The organism is Enterobacter cloacae complex sp. P42RS (assembly GCF_014930595.1).
In the GTDB taxonomy this organism is placed as follows: Bacteria; Pseudomonadota; Gammaproteobacteria; order Enterobacterales; family Enterobacteriaceae; genus Enterobacter; species Enterobacter bugandensis.
In genome coordinates this window covers 126,456-148,095 of the sequence record NZ_JADBRK010000004.1, presented here as the reverse complement: position 1 = coordinate 148,095, position 21,640 = coordinate 126,456, and the positions used below count along the sequence as shown (strand labels likewise).

Here is a 21,640-nt window from a genome sequence, read left to right as displayed (position 1 = left end):
GACAGGCGCTGAAAGAGTAAGGAACAAACATGATTCTGGATGCATTTTCTCTGCAGGGTAAAGTGGCCGTGGTTTCCGGGTGTGACACCGGACTGGGCCAGGGGATGGCGTTAGGCCTGGCGGAAGCGGGCTGTGATATCGTCGGGATTAACATCGTTGAGCCCACGGAAACCATCGAACGCGTAACCGCGCTGGGCCGCCGTTTTCTCAGCCTGACCGCCGACCTGCGTAAAATCGACGCTATTCCGGAGCTGCTGGATCGCGCGGTGGCGGAATTTGGCCATATCGACATTCTGGTCAACAACGCGGGGCTGATCCGCCGTGAAGACGCGATTAACTTCAGCGAGACCGACTGGGACGATGTCATGAACCTGAACATCAAGAGCGTGTTCTTTATGTCCCAGGCGGCGGCGAAGCACTTCATCGCGCAGGGCAAGGGCGGCAAGATCATTAACATCGCCTCGATGCTCTCCTTCCAGGGCGGCATCCGCGTGCCGTCTTACACCGCGTCGAAAAGCGCGGTGATGGGCGTGACCCGCCTGCTGGCGAACGAATGGGCGCAGCACAACATCAACGTCAACGCGATTGCGCCGGGCTACATGGCCACCAACAACACCCAGCAGCTTCGCGCGGACGAAGAACGCAGTGCGGCGATCCTGGAGCGTATTCCGGCGGGCCGCTGGGGGCTGCCGAGCGATCTGATGGGGCCGGTAGTGTTCCTGGCTTCCCCGGCATCGGACTATATCAATGGTTATACCGTCGCGGTTGATGGCGGCTGGCTGGCGCGATAACCTAACTTATGACAAATACCTCTGCTCTTCGGCGGAGGTTTTTTTTGCTTAAAATTTGTCAAAGTCCATATTGATAAACACGAAAAATCCATACTTAAAAATCATAGATGACTGCCATCACACTTTTATTACTGAAAAATTAAGGCGTTAGTAATATCAGGTGATTATCCAGCATTAGTTGAAATTGTAATGTCCATCACAGATCGCTATGCCATAGCGAAATAATCCATATCTTCACGAATTCCGGCCTGACACTTTTCCCCGCTATCTCGTAATTTCATTTAACGAATTTTGCTGTTGAGGCAGGAAAAATATGACATCTATAAATGACTCTACCCTGATGCCCGCCGCGCTGCGCGATACCCGCCGCATGAACCAGTTTGTCTCCATTGCGGCAGCCGTGGCCGGTTTGTTGTTCGGCCTGGATATCGGCGTTATCGCCGGGGCGCTGCCGTTTATTACCGATCACTTTACGCTGAGTAACCGCCTGCAGGAGTGGGTGGTGAGCAGCATGATGCTCGGCGCGGCCATCGGCGCGCTGTTTAACGGCTGGCTTTCGTTCCGCCTCGGGCGTAAATACAGCCTGATGGTCGGGGCGGTCCTGTTTGTTGCCGGGTCCATTGGTTCGGCGTTTGCCACTAACGTTGAAGTGCTGCTGCTCTCCCGCGTACTGCTGGGCGTGGCGGTGGGGATTGCCTCCTACACTGCGCCGCTGTATCTCTCCGAAATGGCGAGCGAGAACGTGCGCGGCAAGATGATTAGTATGTACCAGCTGATGGTGACGCTGGGCATCGTGCTGGCGTTCTTGTCCGATACGTACTTCAGCTACAGCGGTAACTGGCGGGCGATGCTCGGCGTGCTGGCGCTGCCTGCGGTAGTGCTGATTGTTTTAGTGATCTTCCTGCCCAACAGTCCGCGCTGGCTGGCGCAAAAAGGGCGTCACGTGGAAGCGGAAGAGGTGCTGCGCATGCTGCGCGACACGTCTGAGAAAGCGCGTGAAGAGCTGAACGAGATCCGCGAAAGCCTGAAGCTGAAGCAGGGCGGCTGGTCGCTGTTTAAGGCTAACCGCAACGTGCGCCGCGCGGTGTTCCTCGGTATGTTGCTGCAGGCGATGCAGCAGTTCACGGGGATGAACATCATCATGTATTACGCCCCGCGCATCTTCAAAATGGCCGGTTTTACCACCACGGAACAGCAGATGATCGCCACGCTGGTGGTGGGGCTGACCTTTATGTTCGCCACCTTTATTGCGGTGTTCACCGTCGATAAGGCCGGTCGTAAGCCTGCGCTGAAAATTGGCTTTAGCGTGATGGCGCTCGGCACCCTGATCCTCGGCTACTGCCTGATGCAGTTTGATAACGGCACGGCGTCCAGCGGCCTCTCCTGGCTCTCCGTGGGCATGACCATGATGTGTATTGCTGGCTACGCGATGAGCGCCGCGCCGGTGGTGTGGATCCTGTGCTCTGAAATTCAGCCGCTGAAATGTCGCGATTTTGGTATCACCTGTTCCACCACCACCAACTGGGTGTCGAACATGATCATCGGTGCGACCTTCCTGACGCTGCTGGATGCGATTGGCGCGGCGGGAACCTTCTGGCTCTATACGGTGCTGAACGTGGCGTTTATTGGCGTGACATTCTGGCTAATTCCAGAAACCAAAGGCGTGACGCTGGAACATATTGAACGCAAGCTGATGAGCGGGGAGAAACTGCGAAATATCGGCGTGTAAGAGTTAATGCCGGGTAAGCGCAGCGCCACCCGGCGTTTTGTTAGCGTGATGCTGAATAACTACCAACTTTGATAGCAGTTCCTCAGATAGTCCATTCTCGCGTTCAGATTATTCTTAGTTTCTTGTATTATCGGGCAACTGAACTCACCCGGCAGGAATTTACTGCACCCGAAACAGAAGAACGGCTATGTCAGCAATGGATTTCAAAAAAAACACGGACCTCGATTTTCCCTCATATGCCCCTCCAGCAGTCAGTTCAAAAGAGATCGATCTTCTGGGCCTGTTAGATATTCTGATTACCGCGAAAAAACGTATTGCCACCATTATCTTTGTTTTCGCGCTGGCAGGTCTGGCAATTGCGCTTCTACTGCCGCAAAAATGGACCAGTAAAGCGGTGATCACTCCGGCGGAACAGACACAGTGGAACCCGCTGCGCCAGATGATGGTTGCGCTGCAGGTTCTTGATGTGAAGGTGCCGGTTACCCGTCAGGAAGTCTTTGACCTGTTTATTAAAAAATTCCAGTCGCAGTCATTGCTCGAAGAGTATATTACCTCTTCCCCTTACGTGATGGCACAGCTCAAGAATGCGCAAGTGGACCCGCTTGAACTGCACCGTGCGGTTGTCAATATTGCAGACAGAATGAAAGCGGTGAATGATGTTCAGGGAAAAGATGCGGATAAAGCGCCTTTCGTCTCCTGGACATTGAGCTTCACCGCGCCGACCGCTGCCGATGCCCAATCCGTTCTGGAGGGGTATATCAACTATATCTCGGCAATTGTTGAGAAAGAAACGGTGCAGAATATCCGCAACCAGATCGCCCTCAAAACGAACGAGGTAGAGCAGCAGCTGACGCTCGACCGCGTTCGTCTGACCAATGTGCATAACACCAACCTGCAGCGGCTGAACTATTCGCTGGAAGTGGCGAATGCGGCGGGCATTAAGAAGCCTGTTTATAGCAACGGACAAGGGATAAAAGACGATCCGGATTACTCCGTCGCGCTCGGGGCTGACGGTATCGCGGAAAAGCTAAGGATTGAAAAAAATCTTAAGGATGTGACGGAGCTGAACGCGGACTTCCAGAACCGGGAATATTACCTGGCGCAGCTGAAAAAACTCTCCTTCGCAGACGTTAAGCTTGAGCCATTCAGGTATCAGCTTTCGCCATCGATGCCGGTGAAAAAAGACGGCCCGGGCAAAGGCATGATTGTCATTCTGGCGGCGATCCTTGGCGCTCTGTTTGCCTGCGGCAGCGTATTACTCCGTGAGGCCATGCTCAGCCGAAACCCATTGCCAGAGCCGGTAACGGAATAAATTCTGCACACATGAAGGCGCTGCAACAGCGCCTTTTTTATTTCAGGAAATCCTCGCGAACAGGCGTAAAGGTGTCCAGCAGCGTGCCGGCCCTGAGGCAGACGCAGCCGTGCATCACATGTGGTTGTTTGTAGAGGGTATCTCCCGCCGTCACGACATGCTTCTCTTCACCAATGGTAAACTCAAATTCTCCAGAGAGAACATAGGTTAACTGTTCGTGCGGGTGGTTATGCAGTGGGCCAATCGCGCCCTGCTCAAAATGTACTTCAACCGCCATCATCCTGCCGCCGTGGGCCAGCACGCGACGCGTAACGCCGTTCCCCAGATCTTCAGACGCGGTCTCTTTGTGGAACATAAACATGGCTTTGCCCTTCATAATAAAACAGTGTTTTATTTAATTTACATTGGCCAGCTTAAAAAGAAAACGACGTAATAAAGAACTGGAAACAGGATCACAAGTTTGCTTCACTGGCTTAAACAGATAAGGAGCGATGATGAAAACGATTGGCCTGATAGGTGGGATGAGCTGGGAATCGACAATCCCTTATTACCGCCTGATTAACGAAGGCGTAAAGCAGCGTCTGGGCGGCCTGCACTCCGCGAGCCTGCTGCTGCACAGCGTTGATTTTCATGAAATCGAAGCCTGCCAGTCGAGCGGCGAATGGGATAAAGCCGGAGAAATCCTGGCTGATGCCGCGCTGGGGCTGGAGCGTGCGGGGGCGCAGGGCATTCTGCTGTGTACCAACACGATGCACAAAGTGGCCTCGCACATTGAAGCGCGCTGTTCGCTGCCGTTCCTGCACATCGCGGACGCCACCGGACGCGCCATTCGCGCTTCGGGAATGTCGCGCGTGGCCTTGCTGGGCACACGTTACACCATGGAGCAGGATTTCTATCGCGGGCGCTTGCACAGCGAGTTTGGGATTGAAAGCCTGATCCCGGATGAGGGGGACCGGGCGCGCATCAATCAGATTATCTTCGACGAGCTCTGCCTCGGAACCTTCAGCGAAACCTCCCGCGCATATTACGTCAGCGTAATAGATAAACTGGCGCAGCAGGGGGCTGAAGGGGTGATTTTCGGCTGCACGGAGATCGGTTTGCTGGTGCCGGCCGAACGAAGCCCCATCCCGGTGTTTGATACCGCGGCCATTCACGCGGCAGATGCCGTGGAATTTATGCTGTCATAACGGGTTTTGCAGGTCAGGTAAGCGAAGCGCCACCTGACGCGCATGCTCAACTAAGTGTTCGGTGAATGCGTCCACCAGCGCGGAAGCCGGACGGTGCAGCGGGCGGATAAGGCTTACGGTGAACGGGACGGAAACGCTAAAACGGCGGATGACGATCCCGCTTCCTGCATAGTCCAGCGCCGTAAGCGGATTGACGACCGCAACGCCGACGCCCGCGCGCACCATCGCGCATATTGACGCCGCGCTGTGGGTTTCAACGACCATCCGCCGCTTCACCTGATGCTCAGAAAAAAGCGTATCCAGCAGCTGCCGGTAGCTGTCCGTTTGCGACAGGCTAATGTAGTTTTCACCATGAAAATCCGCGGGCGTCAGCACTGCTTTGTGGGCAAGCCGATGCCCGGCGGGCAGAACGCACACTTCATCCAGCGCGAGCAGTTCCGTGCGCGCCGTTCCTGCGGGTGTCGAGAGGGTTTCGGTTAACCCGAGATCGTGCCGCTGTGCCGACAGCCACTCTTCAAGCAGAGGCGACTCCTGCGGGACGATGGTGAGATTGACCTCAGGATAGCGGGCCAGAAAAGGCTGGAGCAGCGTCGGTAAAAAGGACTGAGAGAAGACGGGCAGGCAGACAATCGACAGCTCGCCCTGACGAAACTCGCGCAGGCTTTCCGCCGCGCTGACGATTCTGTCCAGCCCGTACCATGAGCGCTGCACTTCCTCAAACAGGCGCAACCCCTGCACCGTCGGGTGAAGCCTGCCCCGGGCGCGTTCGAACAGCTTCAGCCCCAGCACTTTCTCGAAGCGCGCCAGCTCGCGGCTGACCGTCGGCTGCGAGGTATGCAGCATCTGCGCGGCTTCGGTGAGATTGCCGGCGGTCATCACGGCGTGGAAAATCTCGATGTGGCGTAAATTGACGGCGGGCATAGGGCACCTGAAAGCAAGGAACTGTCCATATCATTTTTGCATAGACTCGCGATAAAACGATATTTTTTATTCTGCTTCCGCTGTGGCGTAATCATAAAAAAAATGAATTGAACCGGAGAAGACCATGCCACGCCCGCTCAACCAGACGGATACCGATTTGAACGCTGAAAACCTGCTGCGCCTGCCCGCCGAGTTTGGCTGCCCGGTATGGGTCTACGACGCGCAGATCGTTCGCGAGAAGATCGCCGCCCTGCATCAGTTTGACGTGGTGCGTTTTGCCCAGAAGGCTTGCTCCAATATTCATATTCTGCGCCTGATGCGCGAGCAGGGCGTGAAAGTTGACTCCGTATCGCTGGGTGAAATCGAGCGTGCGCTGGCGGCAGGCTTTGATCCGAAAACCGATCCTGACGCGATCGTCTTTACCGCGGATGTGATCGACGACGCCACGCTTGCGCGCGTGCATGAACTGCAGGTGCCGGTGAACGCCGGTTCTGTGGATATGCTGGAGCAGCTTGGGCAGGTTTCACCCGGCCATCGCGTCTGGCTGCGCGTCAACCCGGGCTTTGGACATGGCCATAGCCAAAAAACCAACACCGGGGGCGAAAACAGCAAGCACGGCATCTGGTACGCCGATATGCCTGCCGCGCTTGAGGTACTGCAGCGCTACAGCCTGAAGCTGGTAGGCATTCATATGCACATTGGCTCCGGCGTCGATTACGGGCACCTGGAGCAGGTGTGCGGGGCGATGGTGCGCCAGGTTGTCGACTTCGGTCAGGATCTGGAGGCGATCTCCGCCGGTGGAGGTCTTTCCATTCCTTATCGTGAAGGGGAAGAGGCGATCGACACCGATCACTATTACGGCCTGTGGAGCGCCGCGCGCGATCAAATTGCCGCGCATCAGGGCCATGCCGTGAAGCTGGAAATTGAGCCGGGTCGTTTCCTGGTAGCCGAAGCCGGCGTGCTGGTGGCTCAGGTACGCAGCGTCAAAGAGATGGGCTCCCGCCACTTCGTGCTGATTGATGCGGGCTTTAACGACCTGATGCGTCCGTCCATGTACGGCAGCTACCATCACATTACCGCCCTGGCTGCCGATGGCCGCGATTTAACGCACGCGCCGCGCCGCGAGACGGTGGTCGCAGGCCCGCTGTGTGAATCCGGTGATGTGTTTACCCAGCAGGAAGGTGGCAAAGTTGAAACCCGCGCGCTGCCCGAGGTGAAGCCGGGCGATTACCTGGTGCTGCACGACACCGGGGCGTACGGGGCGTCTATGTCCTCGAACTACAACAGCCGTCCGCTGCTGCCGGAAGTGCTGTTTGATAACGGCAAGGCGCGGCTGATCCGTCGTCGCCAGACCATTCAGGAACTGCTGGCGCTGGAACTCGTTTGATTAAAGTACGGCCCCGTTGTGACCGAATCGCGTAATACCAGCGTGCCGGTAAACGGCGGGATCGCATCGACCGGCTGGTTCTTCGCCAGCCGGATCGCCTGATCGATAGCCGTGACGATCATGTTATCTATCGGCAGATAAACCGACGACAGCGCAGGCTCCAGCCACTTTGCGCTTGGGGCATCGTCAAAGCCGAACAGGGAGATATCCTGCGGGATCTTAAGCCCTGCCTGATGCAGCGCTTTGGACGCGCCAAGCGCCATATCATCGTTACAGGCAAACAGCGCGCTGAACGACACCCCTTCAGCAATCAGCTCCTTACACAGCTCATAGCCCCGCGTCATTCCCGCATCACCGTACTTTATTCGACGCTCGTCCAGACGAATGCCGTGCTTTTCCAGCGCCTTACGGTAGCCCATCAGCCGCGCTTTACCCGTGGGGGTGTGGATCGGAACGGTAATGCAGGCGATCTCCCGGTGGCCCTGATTGATCAGGTAATCCACCGCCTTAAACGCGGCATCCTGTTGTTCGAAGAACACGCAGCGCTCCGGTGCCTGGCTGACTTCACGGTTGATGACCACCAGCGGCGTTTGCACGGTATTAATCAGCTTGATGATCGCTTTTTCGCTCATATAGCGCGTGTAAAGCACGATGGCATCGCACTGGCGGTCGGCCAGCATTTGCACCGCCTGCTCTTCCTGCTCTGGCGCGTCGTGACCGTCGGTGACGATCAGCTGTTTCCCGTGGGTTTCGGTCTGCCGCGACGCCTGCTGCAAAAGACGACCAAAGTAAAAGCCGTCGAAGGTAGAGACGACCAGACCAATGCTGTTGCTGGTCTGGTTAGCCAGCGAACGCGCGAGAAAGTTTGGGCGGTAGCCCAGCTCTTCCATCGCAGCAAAGACCTGCTGACGCGTGCTCTCTTTAACCTGACCTGTGCCATTCAGCACGCGCGAGACGGTAGCCTTCGACACGCCCGCGCGCAGTGAGACATCCAGCATTGTTGCCATTCTACATTCCTGCTTCCACGTAATGGTTTGCAGTTTAACACAGACCTGACAGCGTATAAGCGATGCGGGAAGCGCAAAACTTCTGCCACGATCACGCTTTTTGGTCACGATTCGCCTGGCCTGCCGGAAGTAAAACTAAATAGTCTGACTCTGGTAAAATAATCGCCAAACCGGGCTGGAGACGTCAGGCCAGCATAATCATTAAAAACGCAGGTGAAACGTGAAAAAGACCGTCATTCTCCCGCTTTACGAGGCACCGCGCTATGCGGAGCAGGTCACCGACTGGCTCTGGCAGGCCTTTGGCGAGGGGCTTGCGCGGGATTTTTTCCATAGCATCGTCGAGCACAGCCAGACGCCGGGTGCCCTGCCGCTGACCTTTATCGCCGTAGAGGATGAACGGCTTCTCGGGACGGTGGGACTCTGGCGCTGTGATTTGATTACCCGTCAGGATCTCTGTCCGTGGCTGGCGGCGCTCTACGTTGACGACGCGGCGCGTGGCAAGGGGCTGGCAGGGAAGTTACAGCAGCATGTTATTCGCTTCGCCGCACGGGCCGGGTACGAGGAACTTCATCTCTGGTCTGCCTGCCGCGACTTCTATGAACGTTACGGCTGGCAGTATATTGGCGATGGGCTGGAGTATCCGGATAAAACGGTACACCTGTATCGCTATTCGCTCTGTGCGTCAGCGGGGGCAGCAACGGAGTGACGGCGCACTAACGTTGGACTGAAGAGATGGGTAATCTCCGGCGGCTGGCGTTGTTCGGCCAGCGCCAGCGCCAGCTCTGCGGCCTGGGTGGCCATCGTGATGATGGGGTAGCGTACGGTGGTCAGGCGCGGGCGCACGTACCGGGAGACCAAAACATCGTCGAAGCCAATCAGCGAGATTTCCGCCGGCACCTCGATCCCGTTGTCATTCATGACGCCCATTGCCCCGGCGGCCATCGAATCGTTATAGCTGGCGACCGCGGTGAAATTCCGTCCGCGACCCAGCAGCTCCGTCATGGCCTGTTCGCCGCCGCTCTCATCCGGTTCACCGTAGGCCACCAGACGGTCATTGCACGGCAGACCGTTTTCGCGCAGGGCGTCGTAGTAGCCCTGCAGGCGGTCTTCCGCATCAGAAATGGGGTGATTGGAGCAGAGATAGCCAATCCGGGTATGACCCTGTTGAATCAGATGACGGGTCGCAAGCCAGGCGCCGTAGCGGTCGTCGAGGGCTACACAGCGTTTTTCAAAGCCGGGGATAATACGGTTGATAATCACCATGCCGGGCATCTGCTTCATCAGGTGAATTAGCTCGGCATCCGGGATCATTTTGGCGTGTACCACCAGTGCAGCGCAGCGGTGGCGGATCAGCTGCTCGATGGCCTGGCGTTCTTTTTGTTCATTATGATAGCCATTGCCGATCAGCAAAAAATTACCCGTCTGATAAGAGACCTGTTCAACCGCTTTTACCATGGCACCGAAAAAGGGATCGGAAACGTCTCCCACCACCAGCCCAATAGTCTCTGTTGACTGCTGGGCGAGCGCGCGGGCGTTGGCATTCGGATGGTAGTTCAGGGTTTCCATGGCGCTTTGTACCGCCTGGCGTGATGCGTCACTGGCTTTGGGTGAATCATTAATCACGCGGGAGACGGTGGCTACCGACACACCTGCCAGACGAGCCACATCCTTTATTGTCGCCATTTATAACCTTCTTATTTGGGGTAAGCGTTTACACACTGAATAGTGTTGCGGAAAAGTGACGTCCATTCAAGGGAAGCCGGTTTCCGGGAGCCACAAACGTGACGCAGACCAACCCTGGTAGTGTAATCGTTACACGCCTGGTCATGTCAGAAGAATGTCATTCTGAACCTTTAGTTACACTTTGCCTCAGGCTGTTGCGATTGTCCGGTGGCGATGACGTTAAAGAGGTTGGTAGAGTCGAGATCCCAGAGGTATTGATAGGTGGAATCAACTCCGGTTGATTAACACGACTTACACCAGCCTGCGTTCTTACGCAGGTTTTTTTTTGCCTGATAGTTCAACCTGTAACAGCAAAAGAGAATATTCACACCTGGTTGCATTTCGGCTCATTCCCTTGCGTTTTCCTGCTGGCGAAGTGCAGGGTCAACAGCCACAATCAAGATCCCAGAGGTATTGATTGGTGAGAATTCTTAGTACGGTTTCGTACTCATCTCTTGCACCAACCTGCGCGGATGCGCAGGTTTTTTTTCGCCTCCATTTTTGCTGTCGCTCCCGTATCACTTCTCGTGTAATCTGCCACCATTTACTGTCAACCCACCACACTGTCTGGCAAAGGGAGTTGAGATGCTATTTGGGTTTTTCCGTACACTGTTCCGTATTCTTTTTCGCATCCGCGTCACTGGCGATGCCCAGGCGCTTCGTGGCGAGCGCGTTCTTATCACACCCAATCATGTTTCCTTTATAGACGGCATCCTGCTTGCGCTGTTTCTGCCCGTGCGTCCGGTGTTTGCGGTCTATACCTCCATCAGCCAGCAGTGGTATATGCGCTGGCTCACCCCACTGATCGATTTCGTACCGCTTGACCCGACAAAGCCGATGATGATTAAACACCTGGTACGTCTGGTAGAGCAGGGGCGTCCGGTGGTCATTTTCCCGGAAGGGCGCATTTCAGTGACCGGTTCGCTGATGAAAATCTACGACGGCGCGGGGTTTGTCGCGGCGAAATCAAACGCGACCGTGGTGCCGCTGCGCATTGAAGGCGCGGAGTTGACCCATTTCAGCCGCCTTAAGGGGCTGGTGAAGCAGCGTCTGTTCCCCAAAATCACCCTGCATATTCTGCCGCCAACGTCGTTACCGATGCCGGAAGCGCCGCGTGCCCGCGATCGCCGTAAAATCGCCGGGGAAATGCTGCACCAGATTATGATGGAAGCGCGCATGGCCGTTCGTGCGCGCGAAACGCTGTATGAATCCCTGCTTTCGGCGCAGTACCGCTACGGCGCGAAGAAAAACTGCATTGAAGACATCAACTTTACCCCGGATACCTATCGTAAACTGCTGACCAAGACGCTGTTCGTGGGCCGCATTCTTGAGAAGTACAGCAAAAAGGGCGAAAAGATCGGCCTGATGCTGCCAAACGCGGGCATCAGCGCGGCGGTGATTTTTGGTGCGGTTTCCCGTGGCCGTATACCGTCGATGATGAACTACACGGCGGGCGTGAAAGGGCTGACCAGCGCCATTACCGCCGCCCAAATCAATACCATCTTTACCTCCCGACAGTTCCTGGACAAAGGCAAGCTGTGGCATCTGCCGGAACAGCTGACCCAGGTACGCTGGGTCTTCCTGGAAGATCTAAAAGCGGACGTGACCACCGGCGACAAGCTGTGGATTTTTGCGCATCTGCTGGTGCCGCATCTGGCTCAGGTCAAACAGCAGCCGGAAGATGACGCGATTATCCTTTTCACGTCGGGTTCGGAGGGCAACCCGAAAGGCGTCGTCCACAGCCACAAGAGTATTCTGGCGAACGTTGAGCAGATCAAAAGCATTGCCGACTTTACCGCGAATGACCGTTTTATGTCGGCGCTGCCGCTGTTCCACTCCTTTGGCCTGACTGTGGGGCTGTTCACGCCGCTGCTGACCGGTGCCGAGGTGTTCCTCTATCCTAGCCCGCTGCACTACCGCATCGTGCCGGAGCTGGTGTATGACCGTAACTGCACCGTCCTGTTCGGGACCTCAACCTTCCTGGGTAACTATGCCCGTTTCGCCAATCCGTATGATTTCTTCCGCGTTCGGTACGTGGTGGCCGGTGCGGAAAAGCTGCAGGAGAGCACGCGTCAGATCTGGCAGGACAAGTTTGGCCTGCGCATTCTTGAAGGTTATGGCGTTACCGAGTGCGCGCCCGTTGTCTCGATCAACGTACCGATGGCGGCGAAACCGGGAACGGTGGGCCGAATTCTGCCGGGGATGGATGCGCGCTTGCTGGCGGTGCCGGGCATTGAGGACGGTGGCCGCCTGCAGCTGAAAGGGCCGAACGTGATGAACGGTTACCTGCGCGTGGAAAACCCAGGCGTGCTGGAAGCGCCAACGGCGGAAAACGTCAACGGCGAGATTGAAACCGGCTGGTACGACACCGGTGACATCGTTCGTTTCGATGAGCAAGGCTTTGTACAGATTCAGGGGCGCGCAAAACGCTTCGCCAAAATCGCCGGTGAGATGGTCTCTCTGGAAATGGTTGAACAGCTGGCGACGGCCGTGTCCGCCGAGAAGATGCACGCCACGGTCGTGAAGAGCGATGCCAGCAAAGGCGAGGCGCTGGTGCTGTTTACCACTGATGCTGAGCTTAAGCGCGACAGGTTACTGAGCTATGCGCGTGAGCATGGCATTCCAGAGCTGGCGGTGCCGCGCGATATTCGCTACCTGAAGCAGCTTCCGGTGCTGGGTAGCGGCAAGCCCGATTTCGTGACCCTGAAAGGTATGGTTGAAGAGGCGGAACAGCAAAATGCGTGAGTCAGTACACACTAACACCTCCCTCAGGTCGAAAGGCATGATGGCGGTCATCGCCGCGCAGTTTCTCTCTGCATTCGGTGATAACGCGCTGCTGTTTGCCACGCTGGCGCTGCTGAAAGCCGAGTTTTACCCTGACTGGAGTCAGCCGATCCTGCAGATGGTGTTTGTGGGCGCTTACATTATCTTTGCCCCGTTTGTGGGGCAGGTGGCGGACAGTTTCCCCAAAGGCCGGGTGATGATGTTTGCCAACGGTCTCAAGCTGCTGGGCGCTGCCAGTATCTGCTTCGGCTTCAATCCGTTTATTGGCTATACGCTGGTGGGTATCGGCGCTGCCGCCTACTCTCCGGCGAAGTATGGCATCCTCGGGGAGCTGACCACGGGCGATAAGCTGGTGAAAGCCAACGGCCTGATGGAGTCGTCAACGATTGCCGCTATCCTCCTCGGCTCCGTCGCGGGTGGCGTGCTGGCCGACTGGCATGTTCTGGCGGCCCTGGGCGTGTGTGCAGTGGTGTATGGTGGGGCGGTCGTGGCTAACCTGTTTATTCCGAAGCTGCCGGTGGCTCGCCCGGGCCAGTCCTGGCGCTTTAAACCAATGACCGGCAGTTTCTTTAACGCGTGCCGCGTGCTCTGGCGTAACGGGGAAACGCGTTTCTCCCTGATGGGAACCAGTATGTTCTGGGGGGCGGGCGTCACGCTGCGCTTCCTGCTGGTTCTGTGGGTACCGGTGGCGCTGGGGATTACGGACAATGCGACGCCGACCTATCTTAATGCGATGGTGGCGATCGGGATTGTGGCTGGGGCGGGCGCGGCGGCGAAGCTGGTGACGCTTGAAACGGTAGCACGCTGCATGCCAGCGGGGATCCTGATTGGCCTCGTGGTGCTTATCTTCTCGCTACAACATGCGTTATTGCCCGCTTATGCTCTGTTGATCCTGATTGGTATTCTGGGGGGCTTCTTTGTGGTACCGCTGAATGCGTTACTCCAGGAGCGTGGCAAGCAGACCGTCGGGGCGGGGAATGCCATTGCGGTTCAAAATCTCGGTGAAAACCTGGCCATGCTGTTAATGCTGGGGCTCTACTCGCTGGCGGTAAAAGTGGGTGTCCCGGTGGTGGCGATTGGCGTTGGATTTGGTGGGCTGTTCGCGGCGGCGATTGCGGGATTGTGGATCTGGCAGCGTCGCCGTTAATAAGTAGCCGGGTGGCGGCTTCGCCTTACCCGGCAAAAGCATCAGGCTACGGCGCAGGATAGGTATAAACCTGATGCACCGCTTCAATCTCCGCTAATACCTCTTCACTCAGGTTCAGATGGAAACTCTCAATGTTAGTTTTCAGCTGTTCCATGGTCGTCGCGCCAAGCAGGGTACTGGCAACAAACGGCTGACGGCGCACGAAGGCCAGCGCCATCTGCGCCGGATCCAGGCCGTGGCGCTTCGCGATATCCACATAGGCAGCAACGGCTTTTTGCGTCTGCTCGCCGCTGTAGCGGGTAAAACGGCTAAAGAGGGTATTACGTGCCCCGGCCGGTTTCGCACCGTTCAGGTATTTCCCCGTCAGGGTGCCGAAACCGAGGCATGAATAGGCGAGCAGTTCCACTTCCTCATATTGCGTCACTTCGGCCAGCCCCACCTCGTAGCTGCGGTTAAGCAGGCTGTACGGGTTCTGGATGGTGACGATGCGCGACAGATCGTGTTTATCCGCCAGGTGCAGATAGCGCATTACGCCAAAGGCTGTTTCGTTGGACACGCCAATGTAGCGGATTTTTCCCGCGCGCTGGCATTCGGTCAGCGCCTCCAGCGTTTCCAGCAGCGTAACGGCGGGGGCGCTCTCATTCCAGCTGTAGCCGAGCTTGCCAAAACAGTTGGTTGGACGCTGCGGCCAGTGGACCTGGTAAAGGTCGAGATAGTCGGTTTGCAGGCGCTTCAGGCTCGCGTCCAGCGCGGCGCGGATATTTTTGCGATCGAGGATTTGGTTTGGTCGGATCCCGGCATCGTTGTTTCGCGCGGGGCCACTCACTTTCGAGGCGATAACCAGCTTTTCACGGTTACCGCGTTTTGCCAGCCAGTTACCGACGTAGGTTTCGGTAAGCCCCTGCGTTTCAGGGCGTGGAGGCACAGGGTACATCTCTGCGACATCAATCAGGTTAATCCCCTGGCTGACGGCATAATCGAGTTGTGCATGGGCATCGGCTTCGCTGTTTTGTTCACCAAATGTCATCGTGCCCAACCCCAGTTGACTTATCTCCAGAGCGCTGTGGGGGATACGGTGATAATGCATAGCCGGCTTCCTTCAATAGACATGTAGACCGCGTCAGGAACCTCCCGACAAAGGAATATAAACATGGCAGAGGGGAAGCAAAAGGGGAAGAAAAAAATCAAAAAGGCCAGTAGGCTACTGACCTCCGACTGTTATCGCTCAATAATTTGCGAGACTTCGTCGCGATTGATCTGCATTTTATTGCCTGCCTGGTCGTGGTAGCTGACCAGACCGGTATCATCGTCGACTTCAGGTTTACCGTCAGTCAGGATCATCCGGCCGTCTTTCGTCGCCATGACGTAATCGCTGCTGCAGCCCGAAACGGCAAACGCCAACCCGACTGCTGAAATTAACACCGCCCATTTTTTCATCGTTATCGTCCTCATCTGGCTCGTATCAAATCATAGTGTAGTATTAACCCGTTATAGCAACAGGGTGAAGCGGTAAAATCTTAAAAACCAGGCGATTATGTTTGTGAGCTCGCAAAATAAGTAAAAAACTATGTTTTAAGTAAGAAATGACGAGCAAGCAGCGCGCCGGTGAAATTTTTTTTAAGATAAAAACCGCGCGGTAGCGTCAGTATGGGTTCGCCCATCGCGCCGATCGCCTCGGTAAGCGCTTTGCTGTTTGCCGCTTTCGGGCGCAGCTGTAACACTTCTCCGTGCCGGGCGGTAATTCGCTCGACCTGACCGAGCACAATCATGTCCATCAGTTCTTCCCAGTCCAGGCGAAGCTGATGCTCCTCTTCTTCATCCGGGCTCCAGAGCAGCGGCGCGCCAACTCGGCGTTCAGCTAACGGGATCTGCCGTTCACCTTCAACCGGAACCCAAAGCACGCGATTCAGCTTATGGCGCACGTGGCTGGTTTCCCACGTTACGCCGGTATTGCCGGTTAAGGGCGCAACGCAGACAAAGGTAGTCTCCAGGGGCCGACCCTGGCGGTCGATAGGAATAGTTTTTAACTCTACGCCAAGGGCCGCGAAATCTTGCTCTGGCTTGCTCCCGGCGCTTGCCCCCAGCCACAGCTCCAGAAGCATGCCGATCCAGCCCTTATCTCGTTTCAGATCCTTCGGGATCTGTAGCCCTGCCATCGCCGCCAGTTCGCCCAGCGAGAAGCCTGCAAGGCGCTGAGCCTGCTGTAGCAACTGGCTTTCGCTCGAAGGCGGTGAGAGCAAGGGTGAAAGCGGATGCATGACGATAACCTTTTGATTAAAAAATAAACGAAGAAACAGTCCCCTGTGGATAGAGTTTAACTTTTTCTGTACCAATATTCCATGTGCATGATTTATAAGTTTTTTTATGAATTTTTCACGGTTTCATCAGGGACGCAAAACGGGTTGTTCAAATCTGGTCACTGACAATAAACAGGATCTTACACCATGTTATCCACAGAAAAATGGGATAACTGGGCATAACCCTGATTACTGTTTCAATTTACAGCCTTGACGTGCGACGAAAATCCAAATTTCAGACAAATTGTGCCTAACTTATTGGCACAATCTGTGGATAAAACCGACGCTGTTCGATCTTTCATCAGCACGACGATCCCTGCTGTGACGATCGTCACGCTATTCTGCATTTTGTTTGTCGATATGAATATAAGATAATGAAAAATATGGCTTTATTTTGAAGGCGAGAAACGGGAGGGCAGAGGCCATTTCAGGTTGTTCATCGGTAATCAGACACTTCTTCACAACTATATCCACAGAAAAGGTGAATAAAATTGCCCTCGAGACCGCACATCTGTTTATAACTCTGCGCTTATTTGTGAGTTATTCAAATGTTATTAGGTTGCAGGCCTGTAAGAGAGTGGTTTACCGCCTCACTGTAGTGTGAAACAATCATTCATATATAAGGTTTAGTTTGGGGTAGTCCGGTGATTGATGACGATGGCTACCGCCCGAACGTAGGAATAGTAATTTGTAATCGTCAGGGCCAGGTCATGTGGGCCCGTCGATATGGTCAGCACTCCTGGCAGTTCCCGCAAGGCGGGATCAATCCGGGAGAGTCCCCAGAACAAGCGATGTACCGGGAGCTTTTTGAAGAGGTCGGTTTAAGCCGAAAAGATGTTCGCATCCTTGCCTCGACCCGCAACTGGTTGCGTTACAAGTTACCGAAACGTTTGGTGCGTTGGGACACAAAGCCGGTTTGTATCGGCCAGAAACAGAAGTGGTTTCTTCTGCAGTTGGTGGGCAACGATTCGGACATCAATATGCAAACCAGCAGTACGCCGGAGTTCGATGGCTGGCGCTGGGTGAGCTATTGGTATCCTGTTCGTCAGGTCGTGTCATTTAAGCGCGATGTTTACCGTAGGGTGATGAAAGAGTTTGCAAGTGTGGTGATGCAGCTTCAGGAGATCCCGCCTAAGCCGCAGAGCGCACCTGCCTGGCGACGTAAAAGAGGTTAAGCTACGCAAATCATGCTCACCCGCTTGCGAGAAATAGTCGAGAAGGTGGCCAGCGCTCCGCGCCTCAACGAGGCGCTGAATATTCTGGTCACTGACATCTGTCTTGCGATGGAGACCGAGGTCTGTTCGGTGTATCTGGCCGACCACGATCGGCGCTGCTATTACCTGATGGCGACCCGCGGTTTGAAAAAGCCGCGGGGGCGCACCGTAACGCTCGCATTTGATGAAGGTATCGTCGGGCTGGTTGGGCGGCTGGCTGAACCTATCAACCTTGCCGACGCGCAAAAACACCCCAGCTTTAAATACATCCCTTCCGTAAAAGAAGAACGCTTCCGCGCGTTTCTGGGTGTGCCGATTATTCAGCGTCGTCAGCTACTCGGTGTGCTGGTCGTCCAGCAGCGCGAGCTGCGTCAGTATGATGAAAGCGAAGAGTCCTTCCTCGTCACGCTGGCGACACAGATGGCGGCGATCCTCTCTCAGTCTCAGCTTGCTGCGCTCTTTGGTCAGTACCGCCATACGCGCATTCGCGCCCTTCCGGCATCGCCAGGGGTGGCGATTGCGGAAGGCTGGATGGACGCCACGCTGCCGTTGATGGAGCAGGTCTACGAAGCCTCTACGCTTGATGAAGCGCTGGAGCGCGAGCGTCTTACCGCCGCGCTGGAAGAGGCGGCCAATGAGTTTCGTCGCTACAGCAAGCGCTTTGCCGCTGGTGCGCAAAAAGAGACGGCGGCCATCTTCGACCTCTACTCGCACCTGCTTTCCGACGCGCGTCTGCGCCGTGAGCTTTTTGCTGAGGTTGATAAAGGCGCAGTCGCGGAGTGGGCGGTTAAAAAGGTCATCGAAAAATTTGCCGAGCAGTTCGCTGCTCTGACCGACGGTTATCTGAAAGAGCGGGCGGGAGATCTCCGCGCGCTGGGACAGCGCCTGCTGTTCCACCTCGATGATACCATTCAGGGGCCGAATGCCTGGCCAAAACGGTTTGTGCTGGTGGCCGATGAACTTTCGGCAACAACACTGGCCGAGCTGCCGCAGGACAGACTCGCCGGGGTTGTCGTACGTGATGGTGCAGCGAACTCCCATGCCGCCATTATGGTGCGCGCGCTCGGTATCCCTACCGTTATGGGGGCGGATATTCAGCCTTCGGTGCTGCATCGCCGCACGCTGGTGGTTGATGGTTACCGCGGTGAACTGCTGGTCGATCCTGAGCCGGTTCTGCTCCAGGAATATCAGCGTCTCATCAGCGAAGAGAATGAATTAAGCAAGCTGGCGGAAGATGACGTTAACCTGCCCGCGCAGCTGAAAAGCGGAGAGCGGATCAAAGTCATGCTCAACGCCGGCTTAAGCCCCGAGCACGAAGAGAAGCTTGGCAGCCGCATCGACGGGATCGGTTTATACCGCACTGAAATCCCCTTCATGCTGCAGAGCGGTTTCCCCTCCGAAGAGGAGCAGGTGGCGCAGTATCAGGGGATGTTGCAGATGTTCAACGACAAGCCTGTCACCCTGCGAACCCTGGATGTCGGGGCGGATAAACAGCTACCGTATATGCCCATCAGCGAAGAGAACCCGTGTCTGGGCTGGCGCGGGATCCGCATTACGCTCGATCAGCCGGAGATCTTCCTGATCCAGGTGCGCGCGATGCTGCGCGCCAACGCCGCGACGGGCAATCTCAGTATCCTGCTGCCGATGGTCACCAGCATAGATGAAATCGACGAAGCGCGGCGCCTGATCGAACGTGCTGGTCGTGAAGTGGAAGAGATGATTGGCTATGCGATCCCGAAACCACGGATCGGCGTCATGCTCGAAGTGCCATCTATGGTCTTTATGCTGCCGCAGCTGGCAAATCGCGTTGATTTTATTTCGGTTGGTACCAACGACCTGACGCAATATATTCTGGCCGTCGACCGGAACAACACCCGCGTCGCCAGTATCTACGATAGCCTGCACCCGGCGATCATTCGCGCGCTGGCGATGATTGCCCGTGAGGCTGAACAGTACGGTATTGATCTCCGCCTGTGCGGTGAAATGGCCGGAGACTCGATGTGCGTCGCGATCCTGATTGGTCTGGGGTATCGCCATCTGTCAATGAACGGCCGCGCAGTAGCGCGCGTGAAGTATTTGTTGCGGCATATCGACATCAATGATGCCCGCGAGCTGGCTGAGCGCAGCCTTGAGGCGCAGCTGGCCGCAGAGGTTCGTCACCAGGTGGCGGCATTTATGGAGCGGCGCGGTATGGGCGGCCTGATCCGCGGTGGTCGCTAATCGTCTTTCGTCCTCTCCTTGTGGAGAGGGCGCCAGTGCGCACAAAAACCTATACACATCTTTTACATCTCTGGCGCATCCTCCGCGCCCGCCTTATGCTATGATTCGCAACTTTGGAGCCTCTGCTTAAGGCAGAATCGCATGTCTACCGCTGTCCACTTTCAGCGGAATAACAACATCTTGTGGTGACAGATGAACAGTGGTTATCTGCATTTTCCGGAGTTTGATCCGGTCATTTTCTCAGTAGGACCTGTTTCGCTTCACTGGTACGGTCTGATGTACCTGGTGGGCTTTATTTTTGCCATGTGGCTCGCGGGCCGTCGCGCCAGCCGTCCTGGCAGCGGCTGGACCAAAAACGAAGTTGAAAATCTGCTGTACGCGGGCTTCCTCGGCGTGTTCCTCGGTGGCCGTATTGGGTATGTACTGTTCTATAACTTCCCGGTGTTCCTGAACGATCCCCTCTACCTGTTCCGCGTCTGGGACGGCGGCATGTCCTTCCACGGCGGCCTGATTGGGGTGATCCTGGTGATGGTGATTTTTGCCAAACGCACCAAACGCAACTTCTTCCAGGTGTCAGATTTTATCGCACCGCTGATCCCGTTTGGTCTGGGGGCGGGTCGTCTGGGCAACTTTATTAACGGTGAGCTGTGGGGCCGCGTTGACCCAAGCGTGCCGTACACGATGCTCTTCCCGGGCTCCCGCGCGGAGGATATCGCGCTGCTGCCATCGCACCCGGAGTGGCAGTCCATTTTCGATACCTACGGCGTGCTGCCGCGTCATATGTCCCAGCTGTATGAACTGGCGCTGGAAGGCGTGGTGCTGTTTATCATCCTCAACCTGTTTATTCGCAAGCCGCGCCCGATGGGAGCTGTTTCCGGACTGTTCCTGATTGGCTATGGCGCGTTCCGCATCATCGTTGAATTCTTCCGCCAGCCGGATGCGCAGTTTACCGGCGAATGGGTACAGTACATCAGCATGGGGCAGATCCTCTCCATTCCGATGATTGTCGCGGGTGCCATTATGATGATTTGGGCGTATCGTCGTCGTCCACAGCAACAACTTTCCTGAGGAACCATGAAACAGTATCTTGAATTGATGAAAAAAGTGCTCGATGAGGGCACGCCGAAAAACGACCGTACCGGTACCGGTACGCTCTCCATTTTTGGCCACCAGATGCGCTTCAATTTGCAAGAAGGCTTCCCTCTGGTGACGACGAAGCGCTGCCACCTGCGCTCGATCATTCATGAACTGCTCTGGTTCCTGCAAGGCGACACCAACGTTGCGTATCTGCACGAAAATAACGTCTCCATCTGGGACGAATGGGCAGATGAAAACGGCAACCTGGGCCCGGTTTACGGCAAGCAGTGGCGCGCATGGCCAACGCCTGATGGCCGCCATATTGACCAGATCACCACCGTGATGAACCAGCTGAAAAACGATCCGGACTCGCGCCGAATCATCGTTTCCGCCTGGAACGTGGGCGAGCTGGATAAAATGGCGCTGGCTCCGTGCCACGCGTTCTTCCAGTTCTATGTCGCAGACGGCAAGCTCTCCTGCCAGCTCTACCAGCGTTCCTGTGACGTGTTCCTCGGCCTGCCGTTTAACATTGCCAGCTATGCGCTGTTAGTCCACATGATGGCGCAGCAGTGCGACCTAGAAGTGGGTGATTTCGTCTGGACAGGTGGGGACACCCATCTTTACAGCAATCATATGGAACAGACGCATCTTCAGCTCACTCGTGAACCGCGCGCGCTGCCGAAGCTGATTATCAAACGCAAACCGGAATCGATCTTCGATTACCGCTTTGATGATTTTGAGATTGAGGGGTACGACCCGTACCCTGGTATCAAAGCGCCCGTCGCTATCTGATGCGGTAAAGCGTGACATAACCGGTGCTGTTTAGCGCCGGTTTTTTTTCGTCT

Annotated in this window: 19 protein-coding genes; 12 read left to right on the top strand and 7 right to left on the bottom strand. The window is 55.9% G+C overall.

What is annotated here, in order from left to right; genetic code table 11:
• The first annotated feature begins 29 nt into the window (after positions 1-29).
• The 3 genes from kduD (at position 30) to wzz(fepE) (ending at position 3,832) form a co-directional block, all read left to right on the top strand.
• Positions 30-791 carry a 2-dehydro-3-deoxy-D-gluconate 5-dehydrogenase KduD gene (gene kduD / locus IM314_RS06600; RefSeq protein ID WP_003862835.1) on the top strand — a complete coding sequence of 254 codons (762 nt, stop codon included), beginning with the start codon at positions 30-32 and terminating at the stop codon, positions 789-791.
• Between the two features lie 313 nt (positions 792-1,104).
• Positions 1,105-2,520: a sugar porter family MFS transporter gene (locus tag IM314_RS06595; protein ID WP_028014298.1), complete on the top strand. Its 1,416-nt coding sequence runs from the start codon at positions 1,105-1,107 to the stop codon at positions 2,518-2,520.
• 187 nt (positions 2,521-2,707) lie between these two features.
• Positions 2,708-3,832 (top strand): LPS O-antigen length regulator Wzz(fepE), encoded by a 1,125-nt coding sequence (gene wzz(fepE) / locus IM314_RS06590; RefSeq protein WP_193358441.1) that lies wholly within the window; start codon positions 2,708-2,710, stop codon positions 3,830-3,832.
• A gap of 37 nt (positions 3,833-3,869) precedes the next feature.
• Here wzz(fepE) and IM314_RS06585 read toward each other — a convergent pair whose 3' ends face one another.
• A complete protein-coding gene (locus IM314_RS06585) occupies positions 3,870-4,193 on the bottom strand; it encodes a cupin domain-containing protein (protein WP_041908374.1) in 324 nt (107 codons plus the stop codon).
• Between the two features lie 133 nt (positions 4,194-4,326).
• Here IM314_RS06585 and IM314_RS06580 point away from each other — a divergent pair, with 133 nt between their 5' ends.
• A complete protein-coding gene (locus tag IM314_RS06580) occupies positions 4,327-5,019 on the top strand; it encodes an aspartate/glutamate racemase (RefSeq protein WP_028014295.1) in 693 nt (230 codons plus the stop codon).
• On the opposite strand, the gene IM314_RS06575 is transcribed toward IM314_RS06580, so the two are convergent.
• A complete protein-coding gene (locus tag IM314_RS06575; protein ID WP_045260912.1) occupies positions 5,014-5,940 on the bottom strand; it encodes a LysR family transcriptional regulator in 927 nt (308 codons plus the stop codon). The two genes, IM314_RS06580 and IM314_RS06575, sit on opposite strands and share 6 nt — an antisense overlap.
• A gap of 124 nt (positions 5,941-6,064) precedes the next feature.
• Between IM314_RS06575 and lysA the strand changes: the two genes are divergently transcribed.
• The gene (lysA, locus tag IM314_RS06570) at positions 6,065-7,327 is read left to right on the top strand and encodes a diaminopimelate decarboxylase (RefSeq protein ID WP_193358440.1); all 1,263 of its coding nucleotides are present in this window, start codon (positions 6,065-6,067) and stop codon (positions 7,325-7,327) included.
• On the opposite strand, the gene IM314_RS06565 is transcribed toward lysA, so the two are convergent.
• Positions 7,297-8,334 carry a LacI family DNA-binding transcriptional regulator gene (locus IM314_RS06565; protein WP_028014292.1) on the bottom strand — a complete coding sequence of 346 codons (1,038 nt, stop codon included), beginning with the start codon at positions 8,332-8,334 and terminating at the stop codon, positions 7,297-7,299. The genes lysA and IM314_RS06565 overlap by 31 nt on opposite strands.
• Before the next feature lie 220 nt (positions 8,335-8,554).
• Here IM314_RS06565 and IM314_RS06560 point away from each other — a divergent pair, with 220 nt between their 5' ends.
• Positions 8,555-9,040 carry a GNAT family N-acetyltransferase gene (locus IM314_RS06560; RefSeq protein WP_041908378.1) on the top strand — a complete coding sequence of 162 codons (486 nt, stop codon included), beginning with the start codon at positions 8,555-8,557 and terminating at the stop codon, positions 9,038-9,040.
• On the opposite strand, the gene galR is transcribed toward IM314_RS06560, so the two are convergent.
• The gene (galR, locus tag IM314_RS06555) at positions 9,001-10,017 is read right to left on the bottom strand and encodes an HTH-type transcriptional regulator GalR (protein WP_028014290.1); all 1,017 of its coding nucleotides are present in this window, start codon (positions 10,015-10,017) and stop codon (positions 9,001-9,003) included. The two genes, IM314_RS06560 and galR, sit on opposite strands and share 40 nt — an antisense overlap.
• 624 nt (positions 10,018-10,641) lie before the next feature.
• On the opposite strand from galR, the gene aas reads away from it, so the two are divergent.
• Both aas and lplT read left to right on the top strand, forming a co-directional pair.
• The gene (gene aas, locus IM314_RS06550; RefSeq protein ID WP_193358439.1) at positions 10,642-12,801 is read left to right on the top strand and encodes a bifunctional acyl-ACP--phospholipid O-acyltransferase/long-chain-fatty-acid--ACP ligase; all 2,160 of its coding nucleotides are present in this window, start codon (positions 10,642-10,644) and stop codon (positions 12,799-12,801) included.
• The gene (gene lplT / locus IM314_RS06545) at positions 12,794-13,987 is read left to right on the top strand and encodes a lysophospholipid transporter LplT (RefSeq protein WP_028014288.1); all 1,194 of its coding nucleotides are present in this window, start codon (positions 12,794-12,796) and stop codon (positions 13,985-13,987) included. Before aas ends, lplT begins: the two co-directional genes overlap by 8 nt.
• Positions 13,988-14,033: 46 nt before the next feature.
• On the opposite strand, the gene IM314_RS06540 is transcribed toward lplT, so the two are convergent.
• From IM314_RS06540 to mutH, 3 genes are all read right to left on the bottom strand, one after another.
• A complete protein-coding gene (locus tag IM314_RS06540) occupies positions 14,034-15,074 on the bottom strand; it encodes an NADP(H)-dependent aldo-keto reductase (RefSeq protein ID WP_193358438.1) in 1,041 nt (346 codons plus the stop codon).
• A 131-nt stretch (positions 15,075-15,205) separates the two neighbouring features.
• The gene (locus tag IM314_RS06535) at positions 15,206-15,424 is read right to left on the bottom strand and encodes a YgdI/YgdR family lipoprotein (protein ID WP_014885085.1); all 219 of its coding nucleotides are present in this window, start codon (positions 15,422-15,424) and stop codon (positions 15,206-15,208) included.
• 128 nt (positions 15,425-15,552) lie between these two features.
• A complete protein-coding gene (gene mutH / locus IM314_RS06530) occupies positions 15,553-16,245 on the bottom strand; it encodes a DNA mismatch repair endonuclease MutH (RefSeq protein ID WP_028014286.1) in 693 nt (230 codons plus the stop codon).
• A gap of 683 nt (positions 16,246-16,928) precedes the next feature.
• Between mutH and rppH the strand changes: the two genes are divergently transcribed.
• From rppH to thyA, 4 genes are all read left to right on the top strand, one after another.
• Complete coding sequence (gene rppH / locus IM314_RS06525; protein WP_013098553.1) at positions 16,929-17,459, top strand: RNA pyrophosphohydrolase; 531 nt, start codon at positions 16,929-16,931, stop codon at positions 17,457-17,459.
• 12 nt (positions 17,460-17,471) lie between these two features.
• Complete coding sequence (gene ptsP, locus IM314_RS06520; protein WP_028014285.1) at positions 17,472-19,718, top strand: phosphoenolpyruvate--protein phosphotransferase; 2,247 nt, start codon at positions 17,472-17,474, stop codon at positions 19,716-19,718.
• Positions 19,719-19,910: 192 nt separating this feature from the next.
• On the top strand, positions 19,911-20,786 hold the full coding sequence (gene lgt / locus IM314_RS06515; RefSeq protein ID WP_028014284.1) for a prolipoprotein diacylglyceryl transferase: 876 nt from the start codon (positions 19,911-19,913) through the stop codon (positions 20,784-20,786).
• A gap of 6 nt (positions 20,787-20,792) precedes the next feature.
• Entirely contained in the window at positions 20,793-21,587 is a 795-nt protein-coding gene (gene thyA / locus IM314_RS06510; protein WP_047367463.1) for a thymidylate synthase, read from the top strand.
• Positions 21,588-21,640: the final 53 nt, after the last annotated feature.

Coding starts and splice junctions, on each gene's coding strand:
- kduD (WP_003862835.1), top strand. CDS start 30: ATGATTCTGGATGCATTTTCTCTGCAGGGTAAAGTGGCCGTGGTTTCC.
- IM314_RS06595 (WP_028014298.1), top strand. CDS start 1,105: ATGACATCTATAAATGACTCTACCCTGATGCCCGCCGCGCTGCGCGAT.
- IM314_RS06585 (WP_041908374.1), bottom strand. CDS start 4,193: ATGTTTATGTTCCACAAAGAGACCGCGTCTGAAGATCTGGGGAACGGC.
- IM314_RS06580 (WP_028014295.1), top strand. CDS start 4,327: ATGAAAACGATTGGCCTGATAGGTGGGATGAGCTGGGAATCGACAATC.
- IM314_RS06575 (WP_045260912.1), bottom strand. CDS start 5,940: ATGCCCGCCGTCAATTTACGCCACATCGAGATTTTCCACGCCGTGATG.
- lysA (WP_193358440.1), top strand. CDS start 6,065: ATGCCACGCCCGCTCAACCAGACGGATACCGATTTGAACGCTGAAAAC.
- IM314_RS06565 (WP_028014292.1), bottom strand. CDS start 8,334: ATGGCAACAATGCTGGATGTCTCACTGCGCGCGGGCGTGTCGAAGGCT.
- galR (WP_028014290.1), bottom strand. CDS start 10,017: ATGGCGACAATAAAGGATGTGGCTCGTCTGGCAGGTGTGTCGGTAGCC.
- aas (WP_193358439.1), top strand. CDS start 10,642: ATGCTATTTGGGTTTTTCCGTACACTGTTCCGTATTCTTTTTCGCATC.
- lplT (WP_028014288.1), top strand. CDS start 12,794: ATGCGTGAGTCAGTACACACTAACACCTCCCTCAGGTCGAAAGGCATG.
- IM314_RS06540 (WP_193358438.1), bottom strand. CDS start 15,074: ATGCATTATCACCGTATCCCCCACAGCGCTCTGGAGATAAGTCAACTG.
- IM314_RS06535 (WP_014885085.1), bottom strand. CDS start 15,424: ATGAAAAAATGGGCGGTGTTAATTTCAGCAGTCGGGTTGGCGTTTGCC.
- mutH (WP_028014286.1), bottom strand. CDS start 16,245: ATGCATCCGCTTTCACCCTTGCTCTCACCGCCTTCGAGCGAAAGCCAG.
- ptsP (WP_028014285.1), top strand. CDS start 17,472: ATGCTCACCCGCTTGCGAGAAATAGTCGAGAAGGTGGCCAGCGCTCCG.
- lgt (WP_028014284.1), top strand. CDS start 19,911: ATGAACAGTGGTTATCTGCATTTTCCGGAGTTTGATCCGGTCATTTTC.
- thyA (WP_047367463.1), top strand. CDS start 20,793: ATGAAACAGTATCTTGAATTGATGAAAAAAGTGCTCGATGAGGGCACG.